This window comes from Adlercreutzia sp. CNCM I-6215, assembly GCF_977072315.1.
In genome coordinates, this window is the sequence record NZ_CDRVMA010000013.1 from 50,929 (window position 1) to 68,914 (window position 17,986).

A 17,986-nucleotide genomic window follows, 5' to 3' on the forward strand; every position below is an offset into this window, starting at 1 on the left:
CATGACCAGACTAGCCATTGCCATCAACCTCGACCGGTGCGTCGGCTGCCACACCTGCGCCCTGTCGTGCAAGATGCAGAACAACGTGCCCGAGGGAATGCTGTGGAACCGCGTGCTCACCGAGGACTGCGACGTTATGGACGGTGCGCTCGGCACCTATCCCAACGTGACGCGCACGTTTCTGCCCGTGGCCTGCCAGCACTGCCAGAACGCGGCGTGCCAGCGCGTGTGCCCCACCGGCGCCACCTACAAGGACGACAAGGGCCGCGTGGAGATCGACTACGACAAGTGCATCGGCTGCCGCATGTGCATGGCCGCCTGCCCCTACAACGCGCGCAACTTCAACTGGCAGACGCCGGTGCGCGTGACGGGCGCCAACTACGGCGATGCCGAGGTGCCGGTGCGTCCCAAGGGCGTGGCCGAGAAGTGCACCTTGTGCAAGGAGCGCACCGACCGCGGCGAGGAGCCCATGTGCGTCGTGTGCTGCCCGGCCCATGCGCGCATCTTCGGCGACTTGGACGATCCGGACAGCGAGATTTCCCAGACCATTCTGAACCGCAAGGCGTGGACGCTCCTGGAAGGCCAGGGCACCCGTCCGTCCGTTCACTACTTCGAATAGGAGGCTCTCATGGAACTGATCAAGCGATACAAAGTCCTGGCGGCCATCCTGGCCGTGGTGGTGGCCGTGGGCGTGGGGTGCTGGGTGTACCAGCTCATCTTCGGCCTGACGGTGACGGGCATGAACAACGGCACCTCGTGGGGCCTCTACATCACCAACTTCATGTTCTTCGTGGGTCTTTCCGCCGGCGGCCTCATCGTGGCCTCCTCGGCGAGCGTATTCCACATCACGAAGTTCAAGGCGGTGGCGCTTCCCGCCATCATCCTCTCCACGGTGTGCATCTGCGCGGCGGGCATGTTCGTGCTCATCGATTTGGGCGGCATTCAGCGCGTGTGGCGCATTCTGACCGGCCCCAATCCGACCTCCCCGCTTCTGTGGGACGTGTGCGTCATTACCTGCTACCTCATCATCAACGTGCTCTATCTCGTGTTCATGACGCGCGGCAACCAGCATGCCGTGTCCATCGTGTCGCGCTTCGCGCTTCCCTGCGCCATTCTGGTGCACTCGGTGACCGCGTGGATCTTCGGTCTGGAAGCGGCCAAAGAGGGCTGGTACACGGCTATCATGGCTCCCATTTTCGTGGCGAGCGCTATGGATTCGGGCCTCGCGCTTCTGCTTGTGGTGCTCGGCATTCTGAAGAAGGCCGGCATCTACGATACCTCCCGCGAGCTCATGGCGATGCTCGCCGGTCTTCTGTGCACGTGCGTGGCGGTGGACGCGTTCTTCATCTTCTGCGAAGTGCTCACTATGGCTTATCCCGGAGCGGCCGGAGCGGAGACTTTGGCGTTGCTGACGACCGGTCCTACCGCTCCTTTCTTCTGGTTCGAGATCATCTGCGGTTTGGTGGTTCCGTTCTGCATCCTCGTGTTCGCGAAGAACCGCCAGAGCGCCGTGCTCGTCAACGTGGCCTGCGTGCTCATCGTCGTGGGCGTGTTCTGCAAGCGCATCTGGCTTCTGTTCACCGCTTTCATCGTTCCCAACGTGATGGGCGCGCCGGGCATTATCTCCGGCTCGAGTGAGGCGGCGCACGCGACCGGCACGGCGTCGTTTGCGGTGCTGAGCTCGTATGCGCCCACGCCGATCGAGATCCTCGTGGTCGCCGGCGTGATTTCCCTGGTGATCTTGGCGTTCATGGTGCTCGCGAGCAAGCTGATCGTGGAGCGCCGCGAGAAATAGGACTAAGGAGAGGAAGGGAGTGCGTCATGGAGTACGCCTTGGAGCACGAGAGGCCCTACGGGTGCGAGGAGGCGGCCGCGCATGAGCTGGCCCGGGCGCTGGCCTTCGCGGGGAACTCATTTCTCGCCCCGATGAGCCAAACGTCCGATGCGGGACTCGGCCGGACATTTTGGGCCGCCTTCCCCGATTTCGGAAGCGAAGAAGTGACGTGCGCTTTGGACGGGCTGTTCGCCTGGGCCGCCGCGGACGAAGGCACGCCGCGCGACGAGCGCGTGCGCGATGTCTCGGTTGAGTACGCGCGCCTGTTCATCGGGCCGCCGGAGCCGGCAGTGGCACCCTGGGAGTCGTTTTATGTGCAGGAAGGTGTGACGAACGGGTTCGGCGAGCCGACGTTTCGCATGCAGGAGCGCCTTCGCGATGCGGGGCTCGAGGTGTCGAACGAGAACAACCAGTATGCCGACCATATCGGTATCGAGCTCCTCTACTGCAGCGCGCTCGCGCAGCGGGCGGCCTCGAACGGCCTTGCAAAGGCGGAGGAGGCAGCTTTGCTGAAGTCGTTCGTCGAGGCCGATTTGGTTCCGTGGTTCGGGCAATTTGCAGCGGCGCTGCACAAGGAGGGGGCGACCTATTATGGCCTTCTGGCCGATCTCGCCGGCGGTCTGCTCGGGGTCGTTCAAGCCGCTTCGCCGAATACGTTGGCCTCGGTAGCCTAAAGAAGGCCCCCTCGCTTAGCGCCTGTTCCTGCGTACGCTATAATGTCGCAGGTGCAGGCGCTTTTTTTGCGCGCCGATCGGACGCAGAGGCGGAAAGGGGCGGGACGTGGACTATGCGAAGGCCCATATCGTCACCTTGTGGTGCGCTGTGATCGCCAAGGCGACCCGAGGCGTGACTAAGCTTCTCCCCAAGCAGATGACCCCGCTTCAGTTTCGTCTTCTGGCGCAGCTGACCTTGCCTGAATCCGAACGGGTGCTCCCGATGCGCGCCGCGCGGCTGTTGGTGCTGAAGCCGGCCGATGTCGACGAAGCGGTGGGCGTTCTGGCGGATCGGGATCTTCTTAGGGTCTGCGATGATGGCTGTATCGAGCTGACGCGGGCCGGGCGCGAGAGAGCGGCACGGTTGACTGAGCGCCTGAATGCATTCTTCGCGCTGTGCGTGGATGACCTTTCCGAAGAGGAACGCGCTGTTTTGGCTGATCTGCTGCGCCGCGCGTTTTCGATGCCGGGTAGCTACTACGCGCGCAGGCCCCTTGCGGGGGAGGCGTCCGAGGCGTTTGATGCCCGACGCGGGCTGGCGGCGACGGCCATGCTCCATTATGCGGTTCAGACGGCCGTCAAGAAGGCGACGTCGCTATCGCTCACTGATTTCCGCTTTTTGCTGGAGCTCTATCCCAAGCGCCGTACAGCGGCGAGGATGATGCGCGCTCGCGATATGGTGGCCTTCCTGCGAACGGGGCGGGCCTATGTGACCACGGCCTCGGTGCGTCTGGAGGAACAGGGTTATTTGGTGCGCGTGCCCGACGAGCGTGATGCTCGCGGCATTCTGTTCAAGCTCACGCCCCAGGGAATGATCTGCGTGCAGGAGGTGGCCGAGGATCTGTACGCCGTGCTCGTGTCGATGTTCGGCGAGGCGGTGGAGGAGCGGGTTGTGCAACGCGCGCTCAAGCATTTGCTCGAGCTGGAGGATGCAGCCCTCGATGCACTGGCGGAGCTTCCATGGTAAGGCGCGAGGGGTGGTCGTCCGGCCGGAACGGGGCGCAAGAGGTGTGGCAGACGTGCTCGGTGAACTGCGGATCCCGTTGCGCGCTGCGCCTCCAAGTGCGCGACGGCGAGATTCTCTGGACGGAGACCGATTGTCGCCCCGAGGAGCCCGGCAACCCGCAGATGCGCGCGTGCCTGCGCGGCCGGGCCCTGCGCTACTGGCTGGGCAGCTCCGATCGCTTGAACGAGCCGCTGCGCCGGGTGGGGCCTCGTGGCTCGGGTCGGTTCGAACCCATCAGCTGGGACGAGGCTCTCGATGAGATTGCCGGGCGCATCAAGGAAACGGTTGCGCGATGGGGAAACGAAGCGGTGCTGCTTCCCTACGCGACGGCGATATGGTCGGGTTCCGGCTCGCCGTTCGAGCGACTGATGAACTGCTACGGCGGACATTTGGGCATCTACGGCGACTACAGTTGCATGCAGCTGCAAACGGCGTGCACGTCGCTCTTTGGCGACGACGGCTACTACACTGGATCGCTGCTTTCCGAGGCATCCCGGGCCGATTTGGTGGTGCTCTTCGGCGCCAACCCAGCGCTCACGCGCATGGGCGGGGCAAGCGGCGCGTACCGTCTCGCGCAGGCGCGTGAGGAGGCCGAGGGAGAGGGGCGCCCCTTCAGGGTAATCGCGATCGACCCGTGCCAGAGCGACGCGGTAACGGGCGAGGGCGATGCGTGGATCCCCCTTCGCCCGGGTACCGACGCGGCCTTTGTGGCCGGCGTGGCTTGGGTGCTCATCACCGAGGGGCACACCGATGAGGAATTTTTGCACCGGTACTGCGTCGGATACGACGGCGCGACGATGCCTGTGGGTGTGCCCGCCTCGGAGAGCTATCGCGCCTACGTGCTGGGGGAAGGGCCGGACGGTGTGGCGAAGACGCCGCAGTGGGCTGCCCGCATCACGGGATGCCCCTCGGCCCGCATCGTTTCGTTCGCCCGCGAGCTCGCCGGTGCGAAGCGGGTATTCATCATGCAGGGCTGGGGCCCGCAACGCACGGCCTTCGGAGAGCAATCGGCGCGGGCGATCTGTCTGCTTGCCCTGCTCACGGGCAATTTCGGTCTTCCCGGTACAAACAGTGGGGCGCGCGAGCGGCTCTTTAGGCCCGCGCTTCCCGACGACCCGGTGGGGGACAACCCCGTTGAAACGGCCATCCCGGCGTTTCTCTGGTCGCGCGCGCTCGAGCGGAGAGGCGAGCTTACGGCTTCCGACGGCGTGCGTGGGGCCGATTGTCTGCACACGCCGGTGAAGCTCATCATCAACCATGCGGGCAACGCGCTCACCAACCAGCACGCCGACATCAATCGAACCCATGAGATCCTCGCCGACGAGAGCCTGTGCGAGTTCATCGTGGGCATCGACGTGATGATGACCGACTCGATGCGCTACGCCGATATCGTGCTGCCCGATGTGGCCCAGGCCGAGCGCGACGTGCTCGTTTCGTCGGGAAACTCCGACGGCGTCCGCGGCATCATCTCGGCTGCGTCGTGGGGCGGCGATGCGCTCGATCGTCGGTGCGCATGGGAGGTGGCCCGCGAGCTCGCGCGCAGACTCGGGGTGGAGGAGGCCTTCTGCGAAGGCGTCGCCACGTTGGGCGAGATGGACGAGCTGCGGCTGCGCGAGAGCTGCTTTGCCGCCTCCGCCGAGGCCGTGCGTGCCGAACTGGCCGATCAGGGGGTCGTGCGGCGTCCCTACGAGGGGGAGGCGGTCGCCTACGCCGATTTCCGACGAGATCCGGAAGCGCATCCTCTGCCCACGCCCTCGGGGAAGGTCGAGATATACGATCAAAAGGTCGCGGAGCTTTTGGCGGCCGATCCGAGTCTGCCGGTAAGCCCGATCCCGGCGTACATCGCCGCGCCCGAGGGCGCCGAGGCGGCACTTGACGGCCCCTATCCCTTCCAAATGATCAGCTATCACGGGCGACAGAGCGCGCATTCGTCATTTTCCAACGTGCCCGAGCTTGCGGTCGTGGTGCCCAGGCGCTTGTCGGTGAACCCCGTCGATGCCGAGCGGCTCCAAATCGCCTCGGGCGCTCTGGTGGTCGTCGAAAACGATCGGGGCGCCCTTGTGTGCCGGGCGCGGGTGACGCCGCGCATCATGCCGGGCGTGGTGGCGCTGCCCGAGGGTGCCTGGCACGACGCGGACATGCAGGGCGATCGCCTCGATTGGGGTGGGTGCGCCAACACGGTCTCCTCCGACGAGCCGACGGCGTGGTCACATGGCAATCCGCACAACTCGTGTCTGGTGCGTCTGCGCCACCTGACCGACGCCGAACGGGCGGAAGCGGCGCGGCGTGAGGCTGAGGCGGGCCGAGGGGAGGGGGCGCGATGACGCGCGCGAAGGTGACGTCCGCGCCCGTCGCGGGAGCGGACGCTTTGGGCGATTCGCACCATCAGTTCGGCTTCTCGTTCGACCAGCGGCGCTGCACCGGCTGCAAGACCTGCGAGATGGCCTGCCGGGACTACCACGACCTCGGGGTGGGCCCGGCATTTCGCACCGTGCACGAGTACGCCGGCGGAATCTGGACTCAGAACGACGAGGGGGCATGGGAGCACGATGTGTTCGCCTTCTACGTTTCTATGTCGTGCAACCACTGCACGAATCCCGTTTGCTTGCGCTTCTGCACCTCCGATGCCATTGCCAAGGACGAATTCGGGTTCGTGAGGGTCGATGTCGAACGATGCACGGGGTGCCAGGTATGCGCTCTGTCGTGCCCGTATCACGCCCCGCGCTTCAACGAGGCGAGCGCGCACATCGAGAAGTGCGACGGGTGCCACGACCGCGTCGCCGCCGGTTTGGGCCCGATATGCGTGGAGGCGTGCCCTCAGCGGGCTTTGGGCTTCGGCATCTACGACGACCTCGCCGATCATCCGCTTGCGGTCGAGCGCGTGGCCCTGATGCCCGACCCGGTCATTACCCAGCCGAACTACGCGATCGAGCCGTGCGAGGCGGCGTTGCGCGCCGTCGGGCCGGATGCCCTGAGGAACTTGGGCGAGATTTGAGACGCGAGGGCGAAGTTGCCATCTGCATCCTGCAGGGAGGCTTCGGGGCAATTCTGGCTCAGTGATTCTCTCGCGGTGCGGTTCGCGCGTCGCCTTCGTCGGGATGACGACGCCGCTGGAAAGATGTGCTTGCCAAGCGGGAGATGGTCGAGAGCTTCCACGAGGAAAGTGGAGTATATGAACGTGAAAGAGTTGCTGCGGAAGATGGGGGAGTGAGGTGCCAAGGGAGGGGGTGAGACACAAAAGGATGGAGGCGTGAGAAGCAAAAAGAAGGAGCCCCTCGCGATGAGGGGCTCCTTATCGAGATAGGAAGCGTGTTTGGCGGGGGAGGGCCTACCAGTTGCAGGGGGCCTCGCCCTTCTCCTGGCGCTCGGACTTGAAGATCGTATCCGGCACCTCCTCGCCGTGGTAGCACTTCACAGCGCCCTTCTCCTCCAGCTCGGCGATTTGCTCGGGCGTGTAGCCGTACTGCTCCAGGTACTCGGCGGTGTGGTAGCCGATGGGCTTGGAGAGGATGATCGGCGGGTCGCCGTAGCCGCCGAAGCGGATGGGCGTGGTGGGCAGCGCATGCTCGCCGAAGGCGTTGTACTTCACCTTGCGGATGGCGTCGTTGACGTAGGCCTCGTCGTCCTTCAGGATGTCGGTGAAGCGGAAGACCTTCTGGCTCGGCACGTCCCACTCGGCCAGGATCTTGAGCCACTCCTCCAGGTCCTTCTTCGAGAAGCCCTCGTCCAGGATGGTGATGAGCTCCGGCTGCAGGTGGTTCGCCTTCACGTTCTCGATGGTCGCGTAGCGCGGATCGTCCACCAAGTCGTCGCGGCCGATGATCTTCATCATGTCGTTGTAGTAGCGGTTGTGCTGCGGCTGGCAGATGTAGAGCCACTTGTCGTCCGCCGTCTTGTAGGTGTTGTTGAAGGGGTTGGGCACGTCGGTGCGGGACTTCGGGTAGTCGGCGCCGAACTGCTGCGCGCAAAGGCCGATGGAGCCGCCCCAGATGGCGGAGTGGTACAGATTCACGACCACCTTGTCGCCCTGGCCGGTGCGCAGCTTGTTCACGAGCGCGCCGAGAAGGCCGGCGGCCATCATGATGGCGGTGTTGTAGTCGCCGAAGGCCTGCGGGGGAATGGCGGGGGAGGTGTCCTTCTCGGGGAAGGTGCCGGCCACGCCGCCGCGGGCGGCCCAGCACACGGCATCGTAGCCGGGGGCATGGGCGAACTCGCCGAACTCGCCGTAACCGCGCATCTGGCCCCAGATCAGCCCCGGGAACTCCTCGTGCAGGGTCTCGTAGTCGAGCCCGAGCTTCTTCAGGGCGGCGGTGCGCATGTTGTTCATGAAGATGTCGGCCTCGCCGATCATCTTCTTCGCGATGGCCAGGCCCTCGGGATCCTTCAGGTTGAGCGACACCCAGTTCTTGTTGGTGTTGTTCAAATCGATGGTGGGATCTTCCGTATCGGTCAGCTCGCAGCCGAAGCCGGGGCCCTGGGTGCGCTGGGTATCGCCGGCGAAGGACTCGATCTTGATGACCTCGGCGCCCATCTCGGACAGGACGCGGACGGTGGCCGGGGCGGCCACGTAGGTGCACATCTCGACGACCTTGATGCCGGCGAGCGGGCCGTAACCGTTGAGCTTCTCGGTGACTGTCATCGGAGCATCTCTCCTTTCATGCAAGTGGTTGGTCGGGCGGTTCGTTTGTTTGCATCCCTATCATCGCAGGGGAAAGAACCCCTATCTACGGACAAAATAGAATATGTGTGTAAAATAGACTCGAAATTGAGTAGAAAATACCACTAGATGGAAAAGTTATCCCTATGCAAACAGGACAACAAAGGTATTCTGTTTCAACAAATCAAAGGAGTGGTGTGCTAGGGTCATCGTGTAGAATGCACACTATAGTAAAGAGAAGGGAGCCATAAGGTGGACTTCACGCTGACCGACGGGCAGAAGAAGCTCGTCAGCGCCTTCCGTACGTTCGGGGCCGACACCTTCACGCCGGAGCGCGTGGCCAAGTGGTGCCGCGACCAGGGTCTGCCCGATACGGTGATGAAGGAGTTCGTCGATCTGTACTACGAGACCGCCGAGCCGGACATCGCGCCCGATCTGGCCCACAGCCTGCTCTCGCAGGTGCTCATCGTGGAGGAACTCTCCCGCTGCGCCGGCACGACGCTGCCGTTCCAGAACGACTTGTTCAACCTGCAGATCATGAGCGGGTTCGCCGGGGCCGCCGAGGCCGCCTCCATCGCCGAGGACTATCGCGCCGACGGCCGCCTCATGTTCGCCCTGGCCATTTCCGAGCCCGACGGCGGATCCGACACCATGGCCATGAAGACCTCGTGCCAGACCGTGGACGGCCGACTGCTTCTTAACGGGCGCAAGTCCTACGTGAACAACGGCGAGTACGCCCCCTATATATTGGTGGCCGCCATCGACAAAGACGCGGGGGATACGGACCGCTACCCGTCGCTGTCCTTCTGGCTCGTGCCGCGCAGCGTGCCCGGCATCAACGCCGTACCCATCAGCAAGATCGGCCAGTCCATGCTGCCCTTCGCGCTCATCTCCTTCGACGATGTGGAGCTGTCCCCGGAGTGGCGTCTCGATGCGAGCGAGGGAGGGTTCCAGCAGCTGTTCCATCTGCTGGAATACGGGCGCGTGCTTCTGTGCGCCTCCAGCTTGGGCATGGCCCAGGCGGCCATGGACGACGCGGTGGCCCACGCGCGCTCCCGCAAGGCTTTCGGCGTGCAGGTGGGGCGCTTCCAGCAGATAGAGACCCTTCTCACCGATATGGAAGTGCGCCTGCGCAACATGCGCTCCATGGTGTACCGCGCGGCCTGGTCCATCGATGCCGCCGACGAGACCGAGCGGCTCGACGTGGCCCTCATGAAGCGCTACGTGCCCGAGGCCTCGGTGCAGGTGGCCTCGGACGCCATGCAGATTCTGGGGGGCCTCGGCTACACCGAGGGCTCGCGCGTGAGCCGCATCTGGGAGGACTGCCGCGGCAATCAGATCGCCGAGGGAACGGACCAGGTGATGGTGTACATCGCCGCGCCCTTGATAATGGAACACTACCGTTCCTTCTAAGCTTGCCGCACCTTCTCAATACGAACGATCATGGGAAACTGGGAGAGAAATACTCCCAGTTTCTTCTATTTGTGAAATCTATCAATCATAAATCCTTTCGATATTAGGACAAATTAACTGAATCTGTCCTATTTTTGCAAAGATTATGGGACAAAGCATCCCTTTTTGACCATCCTCAAGGGAATCGTTCTACGGTACAAATACGATAGCGGCGAAAGATCGCCGTCCACGGCTCACGCCAACAGGGGTTCGACGTTTGCGCAAGAGTAGAAGAAATCGATAGAGGAGGTTTACCTTGAGTGGGACCGCTACCAAAGAGAAGCTGACCGTGCGTCACCTTCTCGTCGTTCTGACGGGCATCATGATCACGTTCGGATGCTCGGCTCTGTGCTTCTCCACCTGGGGCCTGTTCCAGCCGGTCGTGGCTGAGGGCCTGGGCGTGGAGGTCACCGCCTTCGCCATGTACGTCACCGTTATGTACCTGACCATGACCATCGCCTCGCCGTTTGCGGGCAAGCTGCTGCAGACCATGGACATCCGCATCCTTTTGTCCGCCTCTGCCGCGCTCGTGGGCTGCGCCTTCTTGCTGATGAGCTTCTCGAACACCATCGTGCTGTTCTACGTGGCCGCCGTCATGCTGGGCTTGGGCGAGATCACCATCCTGTGGCTGGCCATTCCCACGCTCATCAACCGCTGGTTCGTGGAGCGCGCCGGCTTCTTCATCGGGTTGTGCATGGCCTTCACCGGCATCGGCGGCGCCATCTGGTCCGCCGTGTTCACCGCGCTGACCGCCTCGGGCGTCGACTTCCACACGATTTACCTCATCTGGGGCGTCATCGCGCTCGTCACGAGTCTGCCCTTCACGCTGTTCTGCGTGCGCAACTCTCCCGAGGACTGCGGGCTGGCCCCCTACGGCGCCTCCATGCAGAAGGCGGCCTCGGGCGCTGAGGTGGCCGCGAAGCCCGCGGGCCTGTCTGCCGGCTTCGTCATGAAGACCCCGATGTTCTACGCCATCTGCATCTTCGCCGGCCTCATCAACATCGCCATCCTCATCGCCATGCAGTTCCCCACCTACACCAAGTCGCTCACCGACGTGGCCTTCGATGTGGCCGTCGTCGGCGGCGTCATGACCTCGGTCATGATGGTGGGCCAGGCCATCTTCAAGGTGGTCCTGGGAGCGGCGGCCGACAAGAACGCCAAGGGCGCCCTCATCTTCGCCTTCGCCGCTGGCGTGGCGGGCATCCTGCTGTGCTGGTTCGGCACCTTCTCCGAGTACGTGATGTACGTGGGCGCCTTCATCTTCGGCGGCTGCTACGCCACCGCCGTAGTGCTCGTGCCGGTCATCTGCCGCCAGTCCTTCGGCACCCGCGAGTACTCGGTCATCTACTCCCGCGTCTCCACGGTGTTCAACCTCATCGCCGCCTTCGCCGCTATGATCTGGGCGTGGCTCGGCTCGTCGTTCGGCTTCACTGTCGAGTTCATCGTGGCGCTGGCCATGCTCGTGGTCATCCTGCTGCTCGGCCTGTACATCTTCAAGGCCGCCGCCGGCTACAAGAAGGACTGGACGACCGAGTAGTCCGATCCCTTGAACCGCTGGCGGCCTTAAACGGGAAAGCGGGGAGTGGAGACTCCCCGCTTTTCGCACTTATAGGAAATCTCTATGAGCCAAGATGAGTTTGATAAACTACGATCAAGGTAGAATCGCGCAATCTGAGAACGGGCCGACCAGCCTTACCGTTGCCTTAGGGGGAACCATGAACCTCTCTCAGCTGAACTACTTCAAGAAGCTCGCCGAGGTGCTTCACTACACGCGAGCGGCGCAGGAGCTGTTCATCACCCAGCCGACCCTCTCCGGGGCCATCTCGTCTCTGGAGAAGGAGCTGGGTGCTCCCTTGTTCGAGCGTAACGGGCGCTCGGTGCTCCTCACGCCCTACGGCGAGGTGTTCTACGAGCACGTGTGCCTGGCCCTGCGCGCCATCGACGACGGCGTGGCGGCCGTGAGCGCGCGCTCCTCGGCCTCCTTCGGCACCGTGAACCTCGGCACCACCTTCACCACCCAGAACCACTACCTGCCGAGCCTCATCCGCGACTTCGAGGAGGCCTTCGACAAGCGGGTCATCGTGAAGGTGTCCCAGGGATTCACCAACTACCTCACCGAGCAGCTGCATCGGGGCACGCTGGATGTGGCCTTCTGCGGCAAGCGCGACAACGAGCCCGATATCGCCTACTTCCCGGTGAAGCACTGCGAACTGGCCCTCTACGTGCGCGACGACCATCCGCTGGCGTCTGCCGACACGATCACCTTCGCCGAGCTGAACGAGGTGGATCTGCACACCTACCGCCGGGGCACCCCCATCGGCGAGCGCGTGGCGAAGATGCTCGAGGAGGCCGACGTGCGCGGCGTGTCCCTGGGCTACGACGACGATGTGTCCATGGGGTCGTTCCTCTCCTACAATGGCGGCAACGCCGGAGCGCTTATGCTGGACTCGCTGGGCGCCCAGCTGTTCAGCAACCTGCACCAGGTGCGCGTCGAGGGCATCCCGGATCACTTCTACACGGTGTATATGGCCTACCACAAGAAGCACGTGCACTCTCGGGCCGTGGCCGACTTCATCGACTTCGTGAAGGCCTATCCGGGCAACGACCTCATCGGCCAGGTGCTACCGGCAGCGCCGGCCGAGTAGGGCGCCGGGCCCGATCGGCCGAGACGGACGTGCGGCGGACGTTTGGGTGTCTGGTCGCTCGACTGCCCAGCCCGTCCGATCCTCCAGGCTGTCTGACTGCCGTCTGTGGTCATTTTGCGCCGTATGCGGCCACTTGTTGCGGGAGGCTGGCAAAGCGCGATCCGTTGTGGTATAAATAGGCCTGCTGTGCAGATCGACTGCACGGACATACTTTCGCTTCTGGAGAAAGTGGGACTTTTCCCGCTTTCTTTTGTTGTAGGGGCCTTTTGCGGCCCGGAAAGTATGGGAGCGTAGGCAACGGAAAAGGAGGCAGACGAGGTGCTGACGGCCAAGGAGAAATCGCTTCTTTCCGCCTTGGAGCCCCGAGCGGCCTCCGAGGGCGTCGAGATCGTCACGCTGGAGATCGTCGGCTCGAAGAAGGCGCCGACCATCCGCGTCTACATCGATGCGGCCGGCGGCATCAGCTTCGACGAGCTGGCCCGCACTCAGGCCTGGGTCGGGGGCGTCATGGACGAGCTGGACCCGTTCCCCGGGGCCTACATGCTGGAGGTGTCCTCTCCGGGCATCGACCGGCCGCTGCGCACGCCGGAGCACTTCGCGCGCTTTGCCGGCGAGACGGTGACGGTGAAGACGACCGGCCCCATCGACGGCCGCAGCTCGTTTACCGGCGAGCTTCTCGGCTTCGAGGACGGCTGCGTCATCGTGGCCGCAGACGGCGCCGACACCTTCCGCATTCCGTACGACAACATCAAAAAGGCCCGCGTTAAGGGCACCATCGACTTCAGCGCCTAGGGAAAGGATTAGATACGTGGCAACTTCAGAACTGATCGAGGCCTTGCAGGCACTGGCCCACGAGCGCAAGATCGACGAGTTCTACCTCATCGAGCGCTTGGAGCAGTCCCTGGCGAAGAGCTACGAGCGCATCCTCGATCTGGAATGGGACGCGCGCGTGACCATCGACCGCCAGACCGGCAAGATCTACGTCTACGAGCTCGTGCCCGTGGGCGAGCCCGACGAGGAGACCGGCGAGTACAGCGAGTTCGAGGAGCGCGACGTCACCCCCGACGACGTGAGCCGCATCGCCGCCCAGAACGCCAAGGGCGTCATCTCATCGCTCGTGCGCGAGGCCGGGCGCCAGTCCATCTACGACGAGTTCCGCGGCCGCGTGGGCGATTTGGTCACGGGCACCGTGCTGCAGGGCACGCCGGACTTCACCATCATCAAGATCCGCGAGGGCGTCGAGGCGGAGCTGCCCCATTACGACGCCAAGCGCAACCCGGGCGAGCGCAACGAGCGCCCGGCCAACGAGCACTACCGCCACAACCAGCGCTTGAAAGTGCTCATCATCGAGGTGCGCAACCCCAACGCCGACGCGCCCCGCGCCCGCGGCGAGCAGGCGCGCCCGGCCATCGTCGTCTCCCGCACCCACCCCGACCTCATCCGCCGTCTCTTCGAGATCGAGGTGCCGGAGATTTACGAGGGGGTCGTGGAGATCAAGTCCGTGGCCCGCGAGCCCGGCGCCCGTTCCAAGGTGGCCGTGTTCTCCCGCGAGGCGAACCTGGATCCGGTGGGCGCCTGCGTGGGGCCGAAGGGCTCCCGCGTCCGCATGGTGGTCGAGGAGCTGCGCAACGAGCGCGTCGACGTCATCCAGTGGAGCCCCGACCCGGCGGTCTACGTGGCCAACGCCCTGTCGCCGGCGAAGGTGAGCCACGTGAGCATCGACGAGGACAACAACTACGCCACGGTCATCGTGCCCGACGACCAGCTGTCGCTGGCCATCGGCAAGGAGGGGCAGAACGCGCGCTTGGCCGCCCGCCTCACCGGTTGGCACATCGATATCAAGCCCCAGAGCTTCCAGGGCGCGTCTTTGGTCGATGTCGAGATGGACGACGAGGTGGAGGAGGACGACGGCTTCTGCATCTTCGTCGACGAGGATGGCAACCGCTGCCGCAACCACGCCCGACCGAACAGCCAGTACTGCGGCGTCCATGCCGATGCCGAGGCAGAGGCCTAAGGGGCAGAGCCTGATGGCAGTACAGACGACAAAGCGCCAGCGTACCTGCATCGGCTGCGGCGCGACCCTTGGGAAGGGCGCGCTTCACCGCATCGTGCGCAACGGCGAGGGCCTTGTGAGCTTCGACCCTACGGGCCGCCTCGCCGGCCGCGGCGCCTACGTCTGCTCTGAGGACTGCCTCGCCGCGGCGAGAAAGACCAGGAAGCTTGAGCGCGCCCTGCGCTGCAAAGTGACCGACGAAGATTACGAGCGCGTTCTTCGCGAGCTTGCCCTCGCCGAGGCACCGGGAAAGAATGAGGAGTGATATATGGCCAGCATGCGCGTACACGAGTTGGCGAAGGAATTCGATATGTCGAGCGGGGATCTGCTCGATCGCCTGAAAGAGATGAAGATACCGGCGAAGTCCCATGCGAGCATGCTCAACGACGCTTACGTTGACAAGATTCGCAAGAACCTGGAGCCGGAGATCCGCGCCCGCGCCGGCGCCCTTGAGGCCGAGGAGGCCGCGGCGCTGGCCGCCGAGCAGGAGGAGGCCGAGCGCAAGCGCGCCGAGGAGGAGGCCGAGCGAAAGGCCGCGCGGGAAAAGGAGCTCGCCGAGCGCGAGGCCGCCCGCGCCCGCCGCGAGGGTTCGCGCTCCGACGACGACGCCGAGGGCGAGGAGCACCCGGCGCGCAAGCAGGCGCCCAAGCAGCCCTCCGCCTTCGCGAGCCTCGAGCAGCAGATCGCCTCGGAGAAGGAGCGCGTCGAGCGCGAGCGCCAGGAGGCCCGGGCCCGCGCCCGCGCCGAGAAGGCGGCCGCCGAGGTGGCTAAGAAGCGCGCCGTGGAGGAGGCCTTGCGCCGCGGCCACAAGAAGCCCGCGAAGGCCGCGCCCGCCCCGGCACCGGCCCGACCGGCCCCGGCTCCCGCGCCGTCCCGTCCCAAGAACAACTTCGACTCGCTGCTCTCGCAGATCGAGGCCGAGAAGCAGCGCATGGAGGCGGCCAAGAGCGCCCAGGCCGACACCCGCGCCCCCCGCGGCGGCAAGAAGGGCAAGAAGGGCGGGGCGCACCAGGTGGTGCCCGAGCTCGAGGCCCAGATGACCGCCGGCGAGGACCGCTACGCCCAGATGGCCGTGCAGGCCGAGAAGCTGCAGCGCGACAAGGTGCTCGCCGAGGCCCGCGCCGCCGTGGCCGCGGCCAACACCCACGAGGGGGAGGGCCGCCGCAAGAAGCGCAAGGAGAAGCGCGAGGCCGAGGCCCGCGAGCGCGCCGAGCTCGAGGCCATCGAGCGCGGGCTGGACCCGACGCTGGTGCTGGACGACTCCGTGGTGGAGATCCCGCAGGGCGCGTCGGTGGCCAAGTTCGCCGAGCTTCTGGGCGTGCAGCCCAACGACGTCATCAAGCGCCTGTTCATGCTCGGCCAGGTGCTCACGCTCACCCAGACCATGAGCGACGAGACTATGGAGCTCATCGCTGACGACATGGGTCGCAAGGTGCGCGTCGTGTCGCCGGAGGAGGAGTACGCCGTGGTGTACAACGACTCCGAGGCCGATTTGAAGCCGCGTCCCCCCGTGGTCACCGTCATGGGCCACGTCGACCACGGCAAGACCTCGCTTCTGGACGCCATCCGCGATACCGGCGTGGTGGCCAGCGAGGCCGGCGGCATCACCCAGCACATCGGTGCGTCGGTGGTGAACATCGGCGACCGCCAGATCACCTTCATCGACACCCCGGGCCATGAGGCCTTCACCGCCATGCGCGCCCGCGGCGCCCAGGTCACCGACGTCATCGTGCTCGTGGTGGCCGCCGACGACGGCGTCATGCCGCAGACCATCGAGGCCATCAACCACGCCAAGGCCGCCGAGGTGCCCATCGTCGTGGCCGTGAACAAGATCGACAAGCCCGGCGCCAACCCCGACCGCGTGCGCCAGGAGCTCACCGAGTACGGCGTCATCCCCGAGGAGTGGGGCGGCTCCAACATGTTCGTCGAGGTGTCGGCCAAGAAGAAGCTGCACATCGACGACTTGCTGGAGACCATCATCCTACAGGCCGACGTGCTGGAGCTGAAGGCCAACCCGGACGCTTCGGCCTCCGGCTTCGTCATCGAGGCGAACCTGGACAAGGGCCGGGGCCCCGTGGCCACGGTGCTCATCCAGCGCGGCACCCTGCACACCGGCGACGTCGTGGTGGCCGGCACGAGCTACGGCCGCGTGCGCGCTCTGGTGAACCCGCGCGGCGAGCACGTCGCCGAGGCGAAGCCCGCCGACCCGGTGGAGATCCTGGGCCTGAACTCGGTGCCCACCGCCGGCGACGAGTTCCGCGTTTTCGAGGACGAGCGCGACGCCCGCAAGCTTGCCGAGGAGCGCGCGCTGCGCGCCCGCCTGGCCGCCCAGGAGACCAAGAGCCACATGAGCTTGGACGACTTGTTCAGCCGCATCGAGGACGGCAAGACCACCGATCTGAACCTCATCGTGAAGGCCGACGTCCAGGGCTCTATCGAGGCTCTGCGCGACGCCTTCGACAAGATGGATCAGTCCGAGGTGCGCATCAACATCGTGCACTCGGCCGTGGGCGGCATCACCGAGACCGACGTCACCCTGGCCGCCGCCTCCGACGCCATCATCATCGGCTTCAACGTCCGTCCCACGGGCAAGAGCCGTCAGCAGGCCGAGAAGGAGAAGGTGGACATCCGCCTGTACCGCGTCATCTACCAGGCCATCGAGGATATCAACGCCGCGCGCGTGGGTCTTCTGTCGCCGGATATCGTGGAAGAGGACACCGGCATCGCCGAGGTGCGCGAGACCTTCAAGGTGCCGAAGGTGGGCACCATCGCCGGCTGCTACGTCGTGGAAGGCGAGATCCACCGCGACGACAAGGTGCGCATCGTGCGCGACGGCACGGTCATCTTCGAGGGCCACATGGCGTCGCTGCGCCGCTTCAAGGACGACGTGAAGTCCGTGAAGCAGGGCTACGAGTGCGGCATCGGCATCGAGAAGTTCCAGGATCTGAAGGTGGGCGACACCATCGAGGGCTACCAGGTGAAAGAGGTTGAGCGCACGGAATAACTCGACTGTCCGGCGTCGAGGAAGCCCCGCATCCCCGTGCTCAAGCAATGGCTCGCTCGGCGGAACAGTCCACTGGACTGTTCCGTTCGCTGCGCAACCTGCGCGCGGGGACACGGGGCTTCCTCGACGCCTACTGTTACAGTTTTGCTTAGTTTTCCACGACTGGCGCATGGCTCTTGGTTTCAACTCTATACTAAAACTATCTGTCCGCCTCGATTGAGGAGATGACGTCATGAAGCAGAGCGCTTCCAACCGCAAGGTCAACGAGCAGGCCCGCGAGGTGATCGCGAGCATCCTTCTGTTCGATGTGTCCGACCCGCGCCTCCATCTGGTCACCATCACCGGCTGCGAGGTCAGCTACGACCGTTCCGTCTGCAACGTCTACTACACCACCGATCCCGAGCGCTACGCCGGGGCTCAGGCTGCCTTCGAGGCCGCTGCGGGCCATATCCGCTCGCTCATGGCGAAGAAGCTCTCCTGGCGCGTGGCGCCGGAGCTGCGCTTCTACGTGGACACGTCCGTCGATCAGGCCGAGGCCATCTCCCAGGCGCTGAATTCCGAGCGCGAGCATCAGGAGAAGCGCATCGAGGAAGAAACCATCGGAGAGGATCGGGAGTACTAG

General features: G+C 64.7%; 15 protein-coding genes. 14 read left to right on the top strand and 1 reads right to left on the bottom strand.

Annotation, left to right across the window (positions count from 1 at the left end):
- Window position 1 precedes the first annotated feature (1 nt).
- The 6 genes from ACW4LP_RS10130 to ACW4LP_RS10155 all read left to right on the top strand — a co-directional run bounded on the left by ACW4LP_RS10130 (window position 2) and on the right by ACW4LP_RS10155 (window position 6,548).
- Window positions 2–619, top strand: a complete 618-nt coding sequence (locus ACW4LP_RS10130) for a 4Fe-4S dicluster domain-containing protein (RefSeq protein WP_173114037.1) — start codon at window positions 2–4, stop codon at window positions 617–619.
- 9 nt (window positions 620–628) lie between these two features.
- Entirely contained in the window at window positions 629–1,795 is a 1,167-nt protein-coding gene (nrfD, locus tag ACW4LP_RS10135; RefSeq protein ID WP_279054572.1) for an NrfD/PsrC family molybdoenzyme membrane anchor subunit, read from the top strand.
- Window positions 1,796–1,821: 26 nt separating this feature from the next.
- The gene (locus tag ACW4LP_RS10140) at window positions 1,822–2,508 is read left to right on the top strand and encodes a TorD/DmsD family molecular chaperone (protein WP_412669260.1); all 687 of its coding nucleotides are present in this window, start codon (window positions 1,822–1,824) and stop codon (window positions 2,506–2,508) included.
- A 106-nt stretch (window positions 2,509–2,614) separates the two neighbouring features.
- Entirely contained in the window at window positions 2,615–3,514 is a 900-nt protein-coding gene (locus tag ACW4LP_RS10145) for a helix-turn-helix domain-containing protein (RefSeq protein ID WP_022739813.1), read from the top strand.
- On the top strand, window positions 3,508–5,877 hold the full coding sequence (locus tag ACW4LP_RS10150; protein WP_418379749.1) for a DMSO/selenate family reductase complex A subunit: 2,370 nt from the start codon (window positions 3,508–3,510) through the stop codon (window positions 5,875–5,877). Before ACW4LP_RS10145 ends, ACW4LP_RS10150 begins: the two co-directional genes overlap by 7 nt.
- Complete coding sequence (locus ACW4LP_RS10155; protein ID WP_022739815.1) at window positions 5,874–6,548, top strand: 4Fe-4S dicluster domain-containing protein; 675 nt, start codon at window positions 5,874–5,876, stop codon at window positions 6,546–6,548. Before ACW4LP_RS10150 ends, ACW4LP_RS10155 begins: the two co-directional genes overlap by 4 nt.
- A gap of 333 nt (window positions 6,549–6,881) precedes the next feature.
- Here ACW4LP_RS10155 and ACW4LP_RS10160 read toward each other — a convergent pair whose 3' ends face one another.
- The gene (locus ACW4LP_RS10160; protein WP_022739816.1) at window positions 6,882–8,192 is read right to left on the bottom strand and encodes a CaiB/BaiF CoA transferase family protein; all 1,311 of its coding nucleotides are present in this window, start codon (window positions 8,190–8,192) and stop codon (window positions 6,882–6,884) included.
- A gap of 270 nt (window positions 8,193–8,462) precedes the next feature.
- Here ACW4LP_RS10160 and ACW4LP_RS10165 point away from each other — a divergent pair, with 270 nt between their 5' ends.
- The 8 genes from ACW4LP_RS10165 to rbfA all read left to right on the top strand — a co-directional run bounded on the left by ACW4LP_RS10165 (window position 8,463) and on the right by rbfA (window position 17,986).
- Complete coding sequence (locus tag ACW4LP_RS10165) at window positions 8,463–9,623, top strand: acyl-CoA dehydrogenase family protein (protein ID WP_114539132.1); 1,161 nt, start codon at window positions 8,463–8,465, stop codon at window positions 9,621–9,623.
- A 295-nt stretch (window positions 9,624–9,918) separates the two neighbouring features.
- Entirely contained in the window at window positions 9,919–11,199 is a 1,281-nt protein-coding gene (locus ACW4LP_RS10170) for an MFS transporter (protein ID WP_455803789.1), read from the top strand.
- Between the two features lie 94 nt (window positions 11,200–11,293).
- Window positions 11,294–12,307, top strand: coding sequence for a LysR family transcriptional regulator (locus ACW4LP_RS10175; protein WP_455803790.1), 1,014 nt, complete (start codon window positions 11,294–11,296; stop codon window positions 12,305–12,307).
- A gap of 318 nt (window positions 12,308–12,625) precedes the next feature.
- Entirely contained in the window at window positions 12,626–13,099 is a 474-nt protein-coding gene (locus ACW4LP_RS10180) for a ribosome maturation factor RimP (protein ID WP_173113108.1), read from the top strand.
- A 16-nt stretch (window positions 13,100–13,115) separates the two neighbouring features.
- Window positions 13,116–14,321: a transcription termination factor NusA gene (gene nusA, locus ACW4LP_RS10185; RefSeq protein WP_022739821.1), complete on the top strand. Its 1,206-nt coding sequence runs from the start codon at window positions 13,116–13,118 to the stop codon at window positions 14,319–14,321.
- 13 nt (window positions 14,322–14,334) lie between these two features.
- Window positions 14,335–14,625: an RNase P modulator RnpM gene (gene rnpM / locus ACW4LP_RS10190; protein ID WP_173113105.1), complete on the top strand. Its 291-nt coding sequence runs from the start codon at window positions 14,335–14,337 to the stop codon at window positions 14,623–14,625.
- 3 nt (window positions 14,626–14,628) lie between these two features.
- Window positions 14,629–17,364 carry a translation initiation factor IF-2 gene (gene infB / locus ACW4LP_RS10195; RefSeq protein ID WP_022739823.1) on the top strand — a complete coding sequence of 912 codons (2,736 nt, stop codon included), beginning with the start codon at window positions 14,629–14,631 and terminating at the stop codon, window positions 17,362–17,364.
- Window positions 17,365–17,596: 232 nt separating this feature from the next.
- The gene (gene rbfA / locus ACW4LP_RS10200) at window positions 17,597–17,986 is read left to right on the top strand and encodes a 30S ribosome-binding factor RbfA (RefSeq protein ID WP_022739824.1); all 390 of its coding nucleotides are present in this window, start codon (window positions 17,597–17,599) and stop codon (window positions 17,984–17,986) included.

What these genes read in the sequence shown, in the direction of transcription:
- ACW4LP_RS10160 (WP_022739816.1), bottom strand. Translation starts at nt 8,192, where the DNA reads ATGACAGTCACCGAGAAGCTCAACGGTTACGGCCCGCTCGCCGGCATC.
- infB (WP_022739823.1), top strand. Translation starts at nt 14,629, where the DNA reads ATGGCCAGCATGCGCGTACACGAGTTGGCGAAGGAATTCGATATGTCG.
- rbfA (WP_022739824.1), top strand. Translation starts at nt 17,597, where the DNA reads ATGAAGCAGAGCGCTTCCAACCGCAAGGTCAACGAGCAGGCCCGCGAG.
- ACW4LP_RS10175 (WP_455803790.1), top strand. Translation starts at nt 11,294, where the DNA reads ATGAGTTTGATAAACTACGATCAAGGTAGAATCGCGCAATCTGAGAAC.
- ACW4LP_RS10130 (WP_173114037.1), top strand. Translation starts at nt 2, where the DNA reads ATGACCAGACTAGCCATTGCCATCAACCTCGACCGGTGCGTCGGCTGC.
- ACW4LP_RS10150 (WP_418379749.1), top strand. Translation starts at nt 3,508, where the DNA reads ATGGTAAGGCGCGAGGGGTGGTCGTCCGGCCGGAACGGGGCGCAAGAG.
- ACW4LP_RS10140 (WP_412669260.1), top strand. Translation starts at nt 1,822, where the DNA reads ATGGAGTACGCCTTGGAGCACGAGAGGCCCTACGGGTGCGAGGAGGCG.
- nrfD (WP_279054572.1), top strand. Translation starts at nt 629, where the DNA reads ATGGAACTGATCAAGCGATACAAAGTCCTGGCGGCCATCCTGGCCGTG.
- ACW4LP_RS10155 (WP_022739815.1), top strand. Translation starts at nt 5,874, where the DNA reads ATGACGCGCGCGAAGGTGACGTCCGCGCCCGTCGCGGGAGCGGACGCT.
- rnpM (WP_173113105.1), top strand. Translation starts at nt 14,335, where the DNA reads ATGGCAGTACAGACGACAAAGCGCCAGCGTACCTGCATCGGCTGCGGC.